This window comes from Streptomyces sp. NPDC107517, assembly GCF_055582645.1.
Genome location: NZ_JBVJPM010000010.1, coordinates 109,879 through 124,328, shown reverse-complemented (window position 1 = coordinate 124,328; position 14,450 = coordinate 109,879). Strand labels below are relative to the sequence as shown.

Here is a 14,450-nt window from a genome sequence, read left to right as displayed (position 1 = left end):
TGAGCCCGCCGCCTAGAACCCGCGCCGGACATCCCCCCAGGCCCCAGCAATCCCCCCCGCCACATCCTGAGCGACAACAGGCGCCCCACCGGACACCCGCCGCGCGGCAAGCCCATGCAGATAGGCCCCGACAGACCCGGCATCGAGCGCCCCGAGCCCAGCGGCGAGCAACGACCCGGCGAGCCCGGACAGAACATCACCGCTTCCAGCGGTGGCCAGCCACGCGGTACCAGTGGGATTGACCCGCACCGACCGCCCCCCACCACCGGCAACCAGGGTCGTGGACCCCTTCAGAAGAACGGCAGCGGAGAACCGGTCGGCCAACTCCCGCACAGCGGCGAGCCGTTCCGCCTCCACCTCCTCCCGGGAAACCCCCAACAACGCGGCGGCCTCCCCCGCATGAGGCGTAAGCAAAGTAGGCGCGTCCCGCCCCCGGACGGCCTCAGGATCAGCGAGCCGCAACCCGTCGGCGTCGATCAGAACGGGCACATCGGCCCCCACGACATCCGCGAGCCCGGACGCGTCATCACCAAGGCCGGGCCCGGCCACCCACGCCTGCACGCGCCCCGCCTTGCCGGGCGCGCCCTCGGACACCAGGGTCTCCGGGAACCGGGAGACGACGGCGCCGGCCGCGGGCCCGACGTACCGAACGGCCCCGGCCCCACCCCGCAAGGCCCCGGCCACGGCCAGCACGGCGGCGCCGGGGTACCGGGCGGACCCGGCGACGATGCCCACGACACCGCGCCGGTACTTGTCGCTCTCACCGGTGGGCTCGGGCAACAGCCGGGCCACGTCTTCGTGCTGAAGGGCCTCCAGATCCCCCTCGCCGGAGACCAGTTCCAGCCCGATGTCGACCAGCCGGACGGCACCGGCGTACTCCCGCCCGGGATCAACGAGAAGCCCGGGCTTGTACGCACCGAACGTGACGGTCACATCGGCGCGCACGGCCTCCCCGTCGACCTGCCCCGTATCGGCGTCGACGCCGCTGGGCAGATCCACGGAAACGACGACGGCACGGGAATCCAGGGCAGCACGGACAACAGGCAGAGCACCCGCACGAAGCCCGCCCCTTCCCCCGATGCCGACGATCCCGTCGACCACGAGATCGGCCCCGGCAAGAACCCGCTCACCGCTCTCGGCGACGCGTCCCCCGGCGGAAAGGAAGGCAGCGAGCCCGGCACGGTGCACCCGCTCGGAGTCCAGAAGCACGGCGGCGACCCCGGCGCCACGACGGGCGAGCCGGGCGCCGGCGTAGAGGGCGTCGCCCCCGTTGTCCCCGGACCCGACGAGGAGCACGACCCGGGCCCCGTACACCTTGCCGAGGAGCTCGGCGCAGACGACGGCGAGCCCGGCGGCGGCACGCTGCATAAGGGCGCCTTCGGGAAGCCGCGCCATGAGGGCGCGTTCGGCGGTCCGTACGGTGTCCACGCTGTAGGCGGTACGCATGAAACCGAGTCTCCCGCAAAGAAGAACCCGGCGCGCGAAGCGCACACCCAAACCGGAACGGGACCCGAGACCGGGACCGGACCCGAGACCGAGACAGAGCCCCCTTGCCGCTGCCCCGCGGCCCCTACCCCTCAGCGATCACAACAGCGGACGCGATCCCGGCATCGTGACTGAGAGACACATGCCAGGACCGCACCCCGATCTTCTCGGCAGCGGCGGCAACGGTCCCGGTGACCCGCAGCCGCGGCTGCCCACTCGCCTCGACGCAGACCTCCGCGTCGGTCCACCGCAACCCGGCCGGCGCCCCCAGCGCCTTGGCCAGCGCCTCCTTGGCGGCGAACCGCGCGGCAAGAGAGGCAACATGCCGCCGCTCCCCGCTGGGCAGCAGCAACTCCCGCTCGACGAAGAGCCGTTCGGCCATTCCGGGCGTACGCGCGAGCGACGCCTCGAAACGCTCGATCTCGGCAACGTCGATCCCGACCCCAATAATCAAAGCCAGCCCCTAGTGATCAGATCCGGCCCGTCACTCCACCGTCACGGACTTGGCAAGGTTCCGAGGCTGATCGACCTCGTTCCCCCGCGCAGTGGCCAGCTCGCAAGCAAACACCTGCAACGGCACCGTCGCAACCAGCGGCTGAAGGAGCGTAGGGGTGGCAGGGATCCGTACGAGATGGTCGGCGTAGGGGACGACCGCCTCGTCGCCCTCTTCGGCGATCACGATGGTGCGCGCCCCACGGGCGCGGATCTCCTGGATGTTGGACACGATCTTGTCGTGGAGGACGGACCGCCCCTTGGGCGACGGCACGACGACCACCACAGGCACGTCCTCCTCGATCAACGCGATGGGCCCGTGCTTGAGTTCACCGGCGGCGAAGCCCTCGGCGTGCATATAGGCGAGTTCCTTGAGCTTCAGGGCGCCTTCAAGGGCGACGGGGTAGCCCACGTGCCGCCCCAGGAAGAGCACGGTCCGCTTGTCGGAGAGCGACCGGGCCAGCGCCCGCACGGGCTCCATGGTCTCCAGAACGCGCTCGACCTCACCGGAGATGTCGGCCAGGTCCCGGATCACCGCCCGGATCTCGTCCCCCCACTTCGTGCCCCGCACCTGCCCGAGGTACAGGGCCACGAGGTAGCAGGCGACGAGCTGGGTGAGGAAGGCTTTGGTGGAGGCGACGGCGACCTCGGGCCCGGCGTGCGTGTAGAGCACGGCGTCGGACTCGCGGGGAATGGTCGAACCGTTCGTGTTGCAGATGGCGAGGACGGTCGCCCCCTGCGCGCGGGCGTGCCGCAGCGCCATCAGCGTGTCCATGGTCTCGCCGGACTGAGAGATGGCGATGACGAGCGAGCGCCCGCCCAGAATGGGATCCCGGTACCGGAACTCACTCGCGAGCTCCACCTCGCAGGGGATCCGGGTCCAGTGCTCGATGGCGTACTTGGCGATGAGACCGGCGTGGAACGCCGTCCCGCACGCCACGATCACGACCTTGTTGACTCCCTTCAACACGGCCGCGGGGATACGGAGTTCATCGAGCGTCAGCGCCCCGTCGACACCGATGCGCCCGAGCAGCGTGTCGGCGACCGCCTTCGGCTGCTCGGCGATCTCCTTGAGCATGAAGTAGTCGTAGCCGCCCTTCTCGGCGGCACAGGCGTCCCAGTCGACGTGGTACGACCGCACCTCGGCGGGCCGCCCGTCGAAGTCGGTGACGGTCACCCCGTCCCGTACGCCGTCCCGGCGCAGCTCGACGACCTGGTCCTGGCCCAGTTCGATCGCGGAGCGCGTATGGGCGATGAAGGCGGCGACGTCGGAGGCGAGGAACGCCTCACCCTCCCCCACGCCCACGACGAGCGGCGAGTTGCGCCGGGCGCCCACGACGACATCGGGCTCGTCGGCATGCACGGCGACCAGCGTGAACGCCCCTTCGAGGCGCCGGCAGACGAGCCGCATGGCCTCAGCGAGGTCCGCGCACACGGAGAACTCCTCGGCGAGCAGATGCGCGACGACCTCGGTGTCGGTCTCGGAGTCCAGGACGTGCCCGCGCTCGGCGAGCTCGGCGCGCAGTTCGGCGAAGTTCTCGATGATGCCGTTGTGGACGACGGCGACCCGGCCGGCGTTGTCGAGGTGGGGATGCGCGTTCGCGTCGGTGGGGGCGCCATGGGTGGCCCAGCGGGTATGGCCGATGCCCGTGGCCCCGGCCGGCAGCGGCCGCTCCACGAGCTCCTTCTCCAGGTTGGCGAGCTTGCCCGCCTTCCTGGCCGAGGCGAGGCCGCCGTCGGCGAGCACCGCGACCCCCGCCGAGTCGTAACCCCGGTATTCGAGCCTCTTCAGCCCGGCGAGCACGACGTCGAGCGCCGACTGAGATCCGACGTATCCCACGATTCCGCACATGGCGGCAGCCTAAGGCCGCGCGGCGCGGTCAGCAGCCCCAGACGATCCGGTCCCGCGCGTCTTCGAGCAGACGCAGGTACTCCACTTCCTCGCAGCGCGGCTTGCTGCCCATCTCGTAGAGGTCGAGACAGTCGTCGAGGTCCTCGCGCAGGTCCTCGTCGGGCAGATCGAGGGCGAGCTCACTGCGCACCTGACCGGCGAAGTCGCCCTCAGTGGGTCCGGGTCTGCGCCGGACGAGGTCACGCAATCGGGGCACGGCCATAACGGTTCCCTCCCACCCGGGCGGCGCGGCTCGGCGCCGGGTGCCGGGAACGTATCCCCGTTCCCCCGCCCGGTCCAGACCTGCGACCACGAAAACCCGCGAATTCCGGCACGAACCACGCACAAAAAGCCCACCGCACCCCCACTCGCCGCACCTCACCGCCGCCAAGGTGACGCACCCCACCCCCCACCCCGTCCACACAGCCGTAACAATGGACTGTGATCTCTTCGGTCTCTGTGCCCCCGACGGCACCGCGGAGCGCCCACCGGCACAAGCCGGAGGCGACTCCCTACGTCGACCTCACCCGCACCGAGTGGAGCGCGCTGCGCAACAAGACGCCGCTCCCCCTCACCGCCGATGAGCTGGAGAAACTGCGCGGCCTCGGCGATGTCATCGACCTCGACGAGGTCCGGGACATCTACCTCCCGCTCTCGCGCCTCCTCAACCTCTACGTCGGCGCCACCGACACCCTGCGCGGCGCCCTCAACACCTTCCTCGGTGAGACCGTCGAGAAGGCGTCCCAGTCGGGCACACCCTTCGTCATAGGGGTCGCCGGTTCGGTGGCGGTGGGCAAGTCGACCGTCGCCCGCCTCCTCCAGGCGCTGCTGTCCCGCTGGCCGGAGCACCCCCGCGTGGAGCTGGTCACCACGGACGGCTTCCTGCTGCCGACGAAGGAGCTGGAGCGACGCGGCCTGATGTCGCGCAAGGGCTTCCCCGAGTCGTACGACCGACGCGCCCTGACCCGCTTCGTCGCCGACATCAAGGCGGGCAAGGACGAGGTCTCGGCACCCGTCTACTCCCACCTGATCTACGACATCGTGCCCGGCCAGAAGCTCACGGTCCGCCGCCCCGACATCCTCATCGTCGAGGGCCTCAACGTGCTCCAGCCGGCCATGCCCGGCAAGGACGGCCGCACCCGCGTCGGCCTCGCCGACTACTTCGACTTCAGCGTGTACGTGGACGCGCGCGCCGAGGACATCGAGAGCTGGTACCTCAACCGGTTCAAGAAGCTCCGCCAGACGGCCTTCCAGAACCCGTCCTCGTACTTCCGCAAGTACACGCAGGTCTCCGAGGAGGAGGCGCTCGACTACGCGCGCACGACCTGGCGGACCATCAACAAGCCGAACCTGCTGGAGAATGTGGCGCCCACGCGCGGCCGCGCGACGCTCGTCGTGCGCAAGGGCCCCGACCACAAGGTGCAGCGGCTGAGCCTGCGGAAGCTGTAGAAAGCCGGAAAGCTACGCTTCGCGCATGCTGCACCTGCGACTGATCACCCCGGCCGACAAGACCGACGCGGTGGCCCGCCTGATCGAGAGGACCGTCGGCACCACGCATCTCGTGGTGGTGCCGGGCGCGGCCCGCGACCCCAAGGGTGACGTCGTGATGTGCGACGTCGCCCGGGAGGCCGGCGACGCGCTGATCAGCGGGCTGCGCGGCCTCCACATCGACACGACGGGCTCGATCGCCGTCGAGAACATCGACCTGTCGCTGTCGAGGCTGGCCGACAGGGCGGAGGACGAGGCGCCGGGCGAGGGCGCGGACGCGGTCCTGTGGGAAGCACTGACGGAGGCGACGCACGAGGAGTCGACGCTCAACGTCACCTACGTGGCGTTCCTGGCCGTCGCGACGATGCTCGCGGCCTGCGGTGTGATGCTGGACAACGCGATCCTGATCGTCGGCGCGATGGCCGTCGGGCCCGAGTTCGGGCCGCTCGCCGGGATCTCCACGGCGCTGGTACAGCGCGCCCCGCGCCTGGTGTGGCGATCGCTGTGGGCGCTGCTGGCGGGATTCGCCGCCGCGATGGTGCTCACGGCCGGGTTCAGCTGGCTCCTTGACACGTTCGGCCTGTTCACGCGCTCGATGATCGAGGCGGACCGGCCGAACACGTCGTTCATCTGGCAGCCGGACTGGATGTCGTTCGTCGTGGCGTTCCTCGCGGGCATCGCCGGGACGCTGTCCCTCACGTCGGCGAAGTCGGGCGCCCTGATCGGCGTCGCCATCTCGGTGACGACGGTCCCGGCCGCGGCGAACGCGGCGGTGGCGTTCGCGTACAGCGACTACGCCCAGACCTGGGGCTCGACCGGCCAGCTCCTCGCGAACCTGGGCGGCATCGTCCTGGCCGGCACGCTCACCCTGCTCGCCCAGAAGTGGTTCTGGGCGATGCAGCGCAAGCGTGCCGTTCCCGCGGCCGGACCGGTGTAGCGCACCGGTCGGGCCGGACGTCCTCAGCCCAGCGTGGACTTGACGACATCGGCGAGGCGCCCGGCGATCGAGCGGGCCTGCTCGATGTCGGCGGCTTCGACCATGACGCGGACCAGCGGCTCCGTGCCGGACGAACGCAGCAGCACCCGGCCCGTCTCGCCCAGCTCGCGCTCGGCGTCGTTGACGGCGGCGGCCAGCTCGGCGGACGTCGTGACCCGGGACTTGTCGACGTCGCGCACATTGACCAGCACCTGCGGGAGGCGCTCCATGACGGAGGCGAGGTCCTGGAGGGTGCGGCCGGTCTGGGCGACGCGGGCCGCGAGCAGCAGACCCGTGAGGGTGCCGTCGCCGGTCGTCGCGTGGTCGAGGATGATCACGTGCCCGGACTGCTCGCCACCGAGCGCGTAGCCGTGCTCCTTCATCGACTCCAGGACGTACCGGTCGCCGACGGCGGTCGCCACGAACTGGATGCCCTCGCGCTCCATGGCCAGCTTGAAGCCGAGGTTCGACATGACGGTCGCGACAACGGTGTCCTGGCGCAGGCCGCCGTGCTCCCGCATCGACAGGGCGAGCACGGCGAGGATCTGGTCCCCGTCGATCTCGGCGCCGGTGTGGTCGACGGCCAGGCAGCGGTCGGCGTCACCGTCGTGCGCGATGCCGAGGTCGGCGCCGTGCTCGACGACGGCGGCCTTCAGCAGGTCGAGGTGCGTGGATCCGCAGCCGTCATTGATGTTCAGGCCGTCCGGGTCGGCGCCGATCGTGATGATCTCGGCACCGGCCCGCGCGAACGCCTCGGGCGAGACCCGCGCCGCCGCGCCGTGCGCCTCGTCCAGGACGATCCGCAGGCCGTCGAGTCGGTTGGGCAGCACACCGATGAGGTGGGCCACGTACTGCTCGGCACCCTCGACGTACGAGTTCACACGGCCGACGCCGGCACCGGTCGGGCGGTCCCACGGCTCACCGGTGCGGTGCTGCTCGTAGACCTGCTCGATCCGGTCCTCCAGCTCGTCGGCGAGCTTGTGGCCGCCGCGCGCGAAGAACTTGATGCCGTTGTCCGGCATCGCGTTGTGGCTGGCGGACAGCATCACGCCGAGGTCGGCGCCCAGCGCGCCGGTGAGATGCGCCACCGCGGGGGTGGGCAGCACGCCGACCCGCAGGACGTCGACGCCCGCGCTCGCCAGACCCGCGACGACCGCGGCCTCGAGGAACTCGCCCGAGGCCCGCGGGTCACGACCGACCACGGCCACGGGACGGTGCCCCTCGAACGTCCCCGCCTCGCCGAGTACATGTGCCGCCGCCACGGAGAGTCCGAGCGCGAGCTCGGCCGTCAGATCCGCGTTGGCGACACCTCGTACGCCGTCCGTGCCGAACAGTCGTCCCACTGGTGTCCTCCGAACTTTCGCAATTCTCGAAGAAGCGTCGGAAATCATCCGAGCATGCAAACTTGTGAGCGCCTTGTGCCGTTATACGCCCGGCGCCGCTATAGACGAACGCCCCGGCGGCACACAGCGTGCCGCCGGGGCGAACGAAACGAACGAGCAGCAGCGATTTAGCGCTTGCTGTACTGCGGGGCCTTACGGGCCTTCTTGAGACCGGCCTTCTTGCGCTCGACCGCACGGTCGTCACGCTTGAGGTAACCGGCCTTCTTGAGGGCGCCGCGGTTGTTGTCGACGTCGGCCTCGTTCAGCGCACGGGCGACACCGAGACGGAGCGCACCGGCCTGACCGGAGACGCCGCCACCCGAGATGCGGGCGATGACGTCGTAGCGGTTGTCGAGCTCGAGCACCTTGAAGGGCTCGTTGACTTCCTGCTGGTGGACCTTGTTCGGGAAGTAGTCCTCGAGCGTGCGCCCGTTGACCTTCCACTTGCCGGTGCCGGGCACGATGCGAACGCGCGCGATGGCGTTCTTGCGACGGCCCAGGCCGGCGGCCGGCTGCGGGTCGCCGAAGCGCGCGGCGTTCGACTCCGAGGTGTACTCGCCCTCGACGGGGATCTCGGACTCGGTGGTGTACTGCTCGACGTCGACAATCTCGGTCTCTTCGACCGGCTGCTCAACGGTGGTCTCGGCCACGATTCTCCTCAGATTCTTTTTCGTCTTTGGGGGTGGCCGGAACTACTGCGCGACCTGGGTGATCTCGAACGGCACCGGCTGCTGGGCAGCGTGGGGGTGCTGGTCGCCCGAGTAGACCTTCAGCTTCGAGAGCACCTGACGGCCCAGGGTGTTCTTGGGGATCATGCCCTTGATGGCCTTCTCGACGGCCTTCTCGGGGTTCTTGTCCAGCAGCTCGTCGTAACGAACCGAACGCAGACCGCCCGGGTAACCCGAGTGGCGGTACGCCATCTTCTGGGTCTTCTTGTTGCCGGAGAGGTGCACCTTGTCCGCGTTGATGATGATGACGAAGTCACCAGCGTCGACGTGGGGGGCGTAGATCGGCTTGTGCTTGCCCCGCAGGATGTTCGCGGCAGTGGTCGCCAGACGACCCAGGACGACATCCTGGGCGTCGATGACGTACCACTGGCGAGTGATGTCGCCGGGCTTGGGGCTGTACGTACGCACTTAGCAGCCTTCTTCTTCTTCAGTGGATGGGTGCTGAAAGTGGCATCACTGAAGCGATCGTGCAGCTGGGGACGACAGTGCCGGGTTCAGCGCCCGTATGCCGCCCACTGGTAACTGCTCCAGGGAACCTGTGCATGGCCTCTCACGTGAGAACGAGAAAGCCAATACACATAACGAACAAGCAGGATACCCGCGCTTCCCCGTACGGGTCAAAACGCGGACCTGGACACCGGCAACGCCGGATCCGCCGCACTGGGCGGCCCTGCCGTGTACCAGAGTAACCGCACGTCGCCGCAGGCAGCACCGTACGCGCGTGACCCCCGGCACACAGGAAGCGCACACAAGGCACACACAAGATCGGCCAGACCCTGCGCACACCCTTCCCCACCACGCCCCGGCACCCCCTGCGCGGCGGTCTAAGATGCGCCCCATGAGCTTTGGGCAGGGGGGACCCCAGTGGGGTTCCGGGGGCAGTGGTGGTTCACAGGGACCGGACTGGGCGGCGCTCGCCGAGGCGTCCGAGGCGCGCGCGCGGCGCCGCCGCTGGCTGATGATCGGCGGTGGCGCGCTCGCCACGGTCGCCGTCGGCTCGGCCGTCGCGTTCGCGATCGTCTCCGCCAACGGCAACAGCTCGGCCTCGAACAAGCCCGCCGACCAGCTGCCGACGACCGCGGACATCCCGAGCGACACGACCCCGGCGGACCCGACGTTCGCGGAGACCACGCCGCCGCCCCCGCTCGACCCCAAGGACTTCATCTCCAGCGCCGAGAAGGACAAGGCCCCGCTCAGCGCTGACACCCTCTTCCCCGGCACCAGGCTCACCGTCGGCGACCGTGTCTACAAGAAGGGCGCGACCGCCAGCACGAAGAGCTGCGGCTCGGCCACCCAGGGCGCGCTCGGAGGCGTCCTGACGGGCAACGACTGCACGCGCCTGATCCGCGCCACCTACGCGAAGGACGGTGTGGCGGTCACCGTCGGCGTCGCCGTCTTCGACACGGAGGCCCAGGCCACGAAGGCCAAGAACCAGTACACCAAGGGCACCGTGACCTCCCTGTCCGGCTCGGGCGTCCCCGCGTTCTGCCGTACGACGATCTGCCGCTCGACCACCAACTCGTACGGCCGCTACGCGTACTTCACGACCGCCGGCTTCACCAGCGGCGGGCGGGACGTCACCACCAAGGACCGCGCGGTCTACACGACCGGGGACGATCTCGCCGAGTTCACGTTCCGTCAGATCACCCGGCGCGGTGAGGCGCAGGCCTCGGCGGCGGCCGAGGCGCCCCAGTAGGGGCTCAGCAGCACCCCGGTTCCGAGAAGGGCGCCCCCGGCAGCGTCCGCTTGTTCCTCGCCTCCCGGCTGCGCGCCGCGAGCAACTCGTCGGCGGGGTAACCGACTTCCTCCAGCGTCAGGCCGTGCGGCCGCACCACGTGCACCGCCGAGTCCCGCACACCGGCGGCAAGCACCTTCGCCGGCCAGTCCGGCGGCCGGTGCCCGTCACCGACGAACAGCATCGCGCCGACCAGCGAGCGCACCATGTTGTGGCAGAACGCGTCCGCCCGGACGGTCGCTTCGAGGATCCCGTCGGGCGACCGCTCCCAGTGCAGCTCCTGGAGCGTGCGGATCGTCGTGGCGCCCTCACGCCGCTTGCAGTACGCGGCGAAGTCGTGCTCCCCGAGCAGCTTCTGAGCGGCCACGTTCATCGCGTCGAGGTCCAACTCCCAGTCGTGCCACAGCACATGACTGCGCAACAGCGGGTCGACGCCACCGGGGTTGTCGGTCACGCGGTACACGTACCGGCGCCACACGGCGGCGAACCGCGCGTTGAACCCGTTGGGTGCCTCGGCCACCTTCCACACCCGCACATCGTGCGGCAGCCGCCCCGCGAGCCGGCGCAGCAGCTTGTCCTGGTGCTCGGCCCAGACGTCCTCCGGCAGATCGACATGCGCGACCTGCCCGCGCGCGTGCACGCCCGCGTCGGTCCGCCCGGCCACGGTCAGCTCGTACGTCTGCGCGGACCGGGTCACGGTCCTCAGCGCGTCCTCGATCTCACCCTGCACGGTCCGCCGGCCGCTGGCCTGCTTCGCCCACCCGGAGAAGTCCTTGCCGTCGTACGACACGTCAAGCCGCACCCGCACGAACCCGGGCTCTACCTCGTCACTCACACACAGATCCTCTCAGGCGAAGGCAATACGAAAGCGGGCCCGCCCCGAAGGGCGGACCCGCTCACATCAAGGCAGAGCCTCAGGCGTCCTTGGACTCCTCGGCGGCCGGAGCGGCAGCCTCGGCGTCCTTGGCGGCACGCTTGGTGGCGGCCTCGGCCTCACCAGTGGCCTGCTGCGCAACCGTCAGCGCCTCGACCAGCTCGATGACAGCCATGGGCGCGTTGTCGCCACGGCGGTTACCGATCTTGGTGATACGGGTGTAACCACCCGGACGGTTCTCGTAGCGCGGGGCGATCTCGGTGAAGAGCGTGTGGACGACGCTCTTGTCCGTGATGACCGTGAGCACCTGACGGCGGTTGTGAAGGTCACCCTTCTTCGCCTTGGTGACCAGACGCTCCGCGTACGGACGCAGACGACGGGCCTTGGCCTCGGTCGTCGTGATCTTGCCGTGCTCGAAGAGGGCCTTCGCGAGGTTCGCGAGAAGCTGCTTCTCGTGCGCAGCGCTGCCGCCCAGACGGGCACCCTTGGCGGGCTTCGGCATGGTGTTTCTCCTTCTCTGCACCGGCCGTATCAGGTACCGGAGTCAGTTCCCCGCAGGCGGGCGCCTGGAGGATGGGCCGGGCGGGCATTTTCAGCCCGTCCGGCGTTTGAGGACAGAGCCTCGGCGACAACGGCGGGGCGGCCACGGAAGTCCGCGAGCCCCGCCGAAGGCGACTAGTACTGCTCAGTCTCCACGAAGCCGGCGTCCGCGTCGTCGTCGGCGCCAAAGGCGTCGGCGGCGGCGGTCGGGTCGAAGCCGGGAGGCGAGTCCTTGAGCGCAAGGCCCATGCCGGCCAGCTTCGCCTTGACCTCGTCGATCGACTTCGCACCGAAGTTGCGGATGTCGAGCAGGTCCGCCTCGGAGCGGGCGACGAGCTCACCCACGGAGTGGATGCCCTCGCGCTTGAGGCAGTTGTACGAACGAACGGTGAGCTCGAGCTCCTCGATCGGCAGCGCCAGGTCGGCGGCCAGGGCGGCGTCCGTGGGGGACGGGCCCATGTCGATGCCCTCGGCGTCGATGTTCAGCTCGCGGGCGAGACCGAACAGCTCGACCAGGGTCTTACCGGCCGACGCCATGGCGTCACGCGGACGCATGGCCTGCTTCGTCTCGACGTCGACGATCAGCTTGTCGAAGTCGGTGCGCTGCTCGACACGGGTCGCCTCGACCTTGTACGTGACCTTCAGGACCGGCGAGTAGATCGAGTCGACCGGGATGCGCCCGATCTCCTGACCGACCTGCTTGTTCTGAACGGCGGAGACGTAGCCGCGACCGCGCTCGACGGTCAGCTCCATCTCCAGCTTGCCCTTGCCGTTGAGCGTGGCGATGACGAGGTCGGGGTTGTGCACCTCGACACCGGCCGGGGGCGCGATGTCGGCGGCGGTGACCAGACCCGGTCCCTGCTTGCGCAGGTACATCACGACCGGCTCGTCGTGCTCCGAGGAGACGACCAGCTGCTTGATGTTCAGGATGAGGTCGGTGACGTCTTCCTTGACGCCCGGCACGGTGGTGAACTCGTGCAGGACACCGTCGATGCGGATGCTGGTGACAGCAGCGCCGGGGATCGACGACAGGAGGGTGCGGCGAAGCGAGTTGCCGAGGGTGTAACCGAAGCCCGGCTCCAGCGGCTCGATCACGAACCGGGAGCGGAACTCGTCGACGACCTCTTCGGTCAGCGACGGGCGCTGAGCAATAAGCATGAAGGAATCCTTCAGACAGGGGCACCCACTATTTGATGCCCTGATGCCACCGGGTGGTGGCCCGGTGTTGATGCAGTAACAAGGGTACGGGCGATACGGCCCCTAAGAGCCGTACCGCCCGAAAACCTCAGACCAAGCAGTCGTACGTCAGGTCAGACGCGGCGACGCTTGGGCGGACGGCAGCCGTTGTGCGGGGTCGGCGTGACGTCCTGGATCGAACCGACCTCGAGGCCCGTGGCCTGGAGGGAGCGGATCGCGGTCTCGCGGCCGGAGCCCGGACCCTTGACGAAGACGTCAACCTTGCGCATGCCGTGCTCCTGGGCGCGACGCGCGGCCGACTCGGCGGCCATCTGCGCGGCGAACGGAGTGGACTTGCGCGAGCCCTTGAAGCCGACGTGGCCGGCGGAGGCCCAGGAGATCACGTTGCCGGTCGGGTCCGTGATGGACACGATCGTGTTGTTGAACGTGCTCTTGATGTGAGCGTGCCCGTGGGCGACGTTCTTCTTTTCCTTGCGGCGCACCTTCTTGGCAGCGCCCTGACGACCCTTGGGGGGCATCTATTACTCCTACGGGAGGTGGTCGGTCCTGCAGCGACAGCTGTCGATAGACCGCTGAGCGAGGACTACTTCTTGCCCGGCTTCTTCTTACCGGCGATGGCGCGACGCGGGCCCTTACGGGTACGAGCGTTCGTGCTGGTGCGCTGACCGCGGACGGGCAGGCCACGACGGTGGCGAAGACCCTGGTAGCAGCCGATCTCGACCTTGCGGCGGATGTCGGCCTGGATCTCGCGACGGAGGTCACCCTCGGTCTGGATGTTCGCGTCCACGTACTCGCGGATCTTGATCAGGTCCTCTTCGGACAGATCACGAACGCGGATGTTGCGGTCCACACCGGTGGCGTCCAGCGTCTGCTGGGACAGCGTGCGGCCAATGCCGAACACGTAGGTGAGGGCAACCTCTACGCGCTTGTCGCGCGGGAGGTCAACGCCTTCAAGGCGTGCCATTCAAGGCTCCTGTTGATTCTCGGAGGTCTTCAGCAGAACCGTTCCCAGGTGCCGTACGAGGTACATCCTGGGTCCCCGGCCTCCGACCGGGGGTGTCGCCCTCCATTACCAATGGATCTGAAGAGGGACGGGTCCTGCATATGTGCTTACTTGCGTCGCGCGATCTGCGAAGTGCAGTAGTGCGTCAGCCCTGGCGCTGCTTGTGGCGCGGGTTGTCGCAGATAACCATGACCCGGCCGTGACGGCGGATCACCCTGCACTTGTCACAGATCTTCTTGACGCTCGGCTTGACCTTCATTGGGTGAGGTTCTCCGGGTCAGTGCCACCACCCCGCGCGAGGCGGAGTGCGGGCAAGATCTACTTGTACCGGTAGACGATCCGGCCACGCGTCAAGTCGTACGGAGACAGCTCCACCACGACCCGGTCGTCAGGGAGGATACGGATGTAGTGCATACGCATCTTGCCGCTGATGTGAGCCAGGACCTGGTGGCCGTTCTGGAGCTCCACCTTGAACATGGCGTTCGGGAGAGACTCGACGACAGTGCCTTCGATCTCGATGGCACCTTGCTTCTTGGCCACGCTTTGCCCTTCGAATCGACTACCTTGATCGACTCAACACGTACATGCAGGCATGCGTGTGCACGAGAGCCGACGAGTCAGTCTACGTCAGGGCCCCCGGAAACACGAATCGGGGAAGT

At 68.9% G+C, this 14,450-nt stretch carries 17 protein-coding genes; 3 read left to right on the top strand and 14 right to left on the bottom strand.

The window, feature by feature from the left end:
• Positions 1 to 12 precede the first annotated feature (12 nt).
• From ACZ67T_RS23460 to ACZ67T_RS23445, 4 genes are all read right to left on the bottom strand, one after another.
• Complete coding sequence (locus ACZ67T_RS23460; RefSeq protein ID WP_469986797.1) at positions 13 to 1,446, bottom strand: NAD(P)H-hydrate dehydratase; 1,434 nt, start codon at positions 1,444 to 1,446, stop codon at positions 13 to 15.
• A 124-nt stretch (positions 1,447 to 1,570) separates the two neighbouring features.
• On the bottom strand, positions 1,571 to 1,939 hold the full coding sequence (locus ACZ67T_RS23455; RefSeq protein WP_469986555.1) for a holo-ACP synthase: 369 nt from the start codon (positions 1,937 to 1,939) through the stop codon (positions 1,571 to 1,573).
• 30 nt (positions 1,940 to 1,969) lie between these two features.
• Positions 1,970 to 3,829 (bottom strand): glutamine--fructose-6-phosphate transaminase (isomerizing), encoded by a 1,860-nt coding sequence (glmS, locus tag ACZ67T_RS23450; RefSeq protein WP_469986553.1) that lies wholly within the window; start codon positions 3,827 to 3,829, stop codon positions 1,970 to 1,972.
• Between the two features lie 28 nt (positions 3,830 to 3,857).
• Positions 3,858 to 4,085: a hypothetical protein gene (locus tag ACZ67T_RS23445; protein WP_469986551.1), complete on the bottom strand. Its 228-nt coding sequence runs from the start codon at positions 4,083 to 4,085 to the stop codon at positions 3,858 to 3,860.
• 242 nt (positions 4,086 to 4,327) lie between these two features.
• On the opposite strand from ACZ67T_RS23445, the gene coaA reads away from it, so the two are divergent.
• Both coaA and ACZ67T_RS23435 read left to right on the top strand, forming a co-directional pair.
• Complete coding sequence (coaA, locus tag ACZ67T_RS23440) at positions 4,328 to 5,317, top strand: type I pantothenate kinase (protein ID WP_100594970.1); 990 nt, start codon at positions 4,328 to 4,330, stop codon at positions 5,315 to 5,317.
• A 25-nt stretch (positions 5,318 to 5,342) separates the two neighbouring features.
• The gene (locus ACZ67T_RS23435; RefSeq protein WP_469986550.1) at positions 5,343 to 6,293 is read left to right on the top strand and encodes a DUF389 domain-containing protein; all 951 of its coding nucleotides are present in this window, start codon (positions 5,343 to 5,345) and stop codon (positions 6,291 to 6,293) included.
• A gap of 23 nt (positions 6,294 to 6,316) precedes the next feature.
• Here the strand turns inward: ACZ67T_RS23435 and glmM are convergent, their stop codons facing one another.
• From glmM to rplM, 3 genes are all read right to left on the bottom strand, one after another.
• On the bottom strand, positions 6,317 to 7,675 hold the full coding sequence (glmM, locus tag ACZ67T_RS23430) for a phosphoglucosamine mutase (protein ID WP_469986548.1): 1,359 nt from the start codon (positions 7,673 to 7,675) through the stop codon (positions 6,317 to 6,319).
• A gap of 167 nt (positions 7,676 to 7,842) precedes the next feature.
• A complete protein-coding gene (gene rpsI, locus ACZ67T_RS23425; RefSeq protein ID WP_469986547.1) occupies positions 7,843 to 8,364 on the bottom strand; it encodes a 30S ribosomal protein S9 in 522 nt (173 codons plus the stop codon).
• Between the two features lie 42 nt (positions 8,365 to 8,406).
• Positions 8,407 to 8,850 carry a 50S ribosomal protein L13 gene (gene rplM / locus ACZ67T_RS23420; protein WP_100594865.1) on the bottom strand — a complete coding sequence of 148 codons (444 nt, stop codon included), beginning with the start codon at positions 8,848 to 8,850 and terminating at the stop codon, positions 8,407 to 8,409.
• A gap of 430 nt (positions 8,851 to 9,280) precedes the next feature.
• On the opposite strand from rplM, the gene ACZ67T_RS23415 reads away from it, so the two are divergent.
• A complete protein-coding gene (locus tag ACZ67T_RS23415) occupies positions 9,281 to 10,138 on the top strand; it encodes a hypothetical protein (RefSeq protein ID WP_469986546.1) in 858 nt (285 codons plus the stop codon).
• 4 nt (positions 10,139 to 10,142) lie between these two features.
• On the opposite strand, the gene truA is transcribed toward ACZ67T_RS23415, so the two are convergent.
• The 7 genes from truA to infA all read right to left on the bottom strand — a co-directional run bounded on the left by truA (position 10,143) and on the right by infA (position 14,331).
• On the bottom strand, positions 10,143 to 11,012 hold the full coding sequence (truA, locus tag ACZ67T_RS23410; protein WP_469986545.1) for a tRNA pseudouridine(38-40) synthase TruA: 870 nt from the start codon (positions 11,010 to 11,012) through the stop codon (positions 10,143 to 10,145).
• A gap of 79 nt (positions 11,013 to 11,091) precedes the next feature.
• Positions 11,092 to 11,553: a 50S ribosomal protein L17 gene (gene rplQ / locus ACZ67T_RS23405; RefSeq protein ID WP_469986543.1), complete on the bottom strand. Its 462-nt coding sequence runs from the start codon at positions 11,551 to 11,553 to the stop codon at positions 11,092 to 11,094.
• Between the two features lie 173 nt (positions 11,554 to 11,726).
• Positions 11,727 to 12,749 carry a DNA-directed RNA polymerase subunit alpha gene (locus ACZ67T_RS23400; protein ID WP_469986542.1) on the bottom strand — a complete coding sequence of 341 codons (1,023 nt, stop codon included), beginning with the start codon at positions 12,747 to 12,749 and terminating at the stop codon, positions 11,727 to 11,729.
• A 152-nt stretch (positions 12,750 to 12,901) separates the two neighbouring features.
• Positions 12,902 to 13,306 carry a 30S ribosomal protein S11 gene (gene rpsK, locus ACZ67T_RS23395; RefSeq protein WP_003948617.1) on the bottom strand — a complete coding sequence of 135 codons (405 nt, stop codon included), beginning with the start codon at positions 13,304 to 13,306 and terminating at the stop codon, positions 12,902 to 12,904.
• A 65-nt stretch (positions 13,307 to 13,371) separates the two neighbouring features.
• Positions 13,372 to 13,752, bottom strand: a complete 381-nt coding sequence (gene rpsM / locus ACZ67T_RS23390) for a 30S ribosomal protein S13 (protein WP_100594870.1) — start codon at positions 13,750 to 13,752, stop codon at positions 13,372 to 13,374.
• Between the two features lie 184 nt (positions 13,753 to 13,936).
• Entirely contained in the window at positions 13,937 to 14,050 is a 114-nt protein-coding gene (gene rpmJ / locus ACZ67T_RS23385; RefSeq protein WP_003974245.1) for a 50S ribosomal protein L36, read from the bottom strand.
• A 59-nt stretch (positions 14,051 to 14,109) separates the two neighbouring features.
• The gene (gene infA, locus ACZ67T_RS23380) at positions 14,110 to 14,331 is read right to left on the bottom strand and encodes a translation initiation factor IF-1 (protein WP_003948620.1); all 222 of its coding nucleotides are present in this window, start codon (positions 14,329 to 14,331) and stop codon (positions 14,110 to 14,112) included.
• Positions 14,332 to 14,450 lie beyond the last annotated feature (119 nt).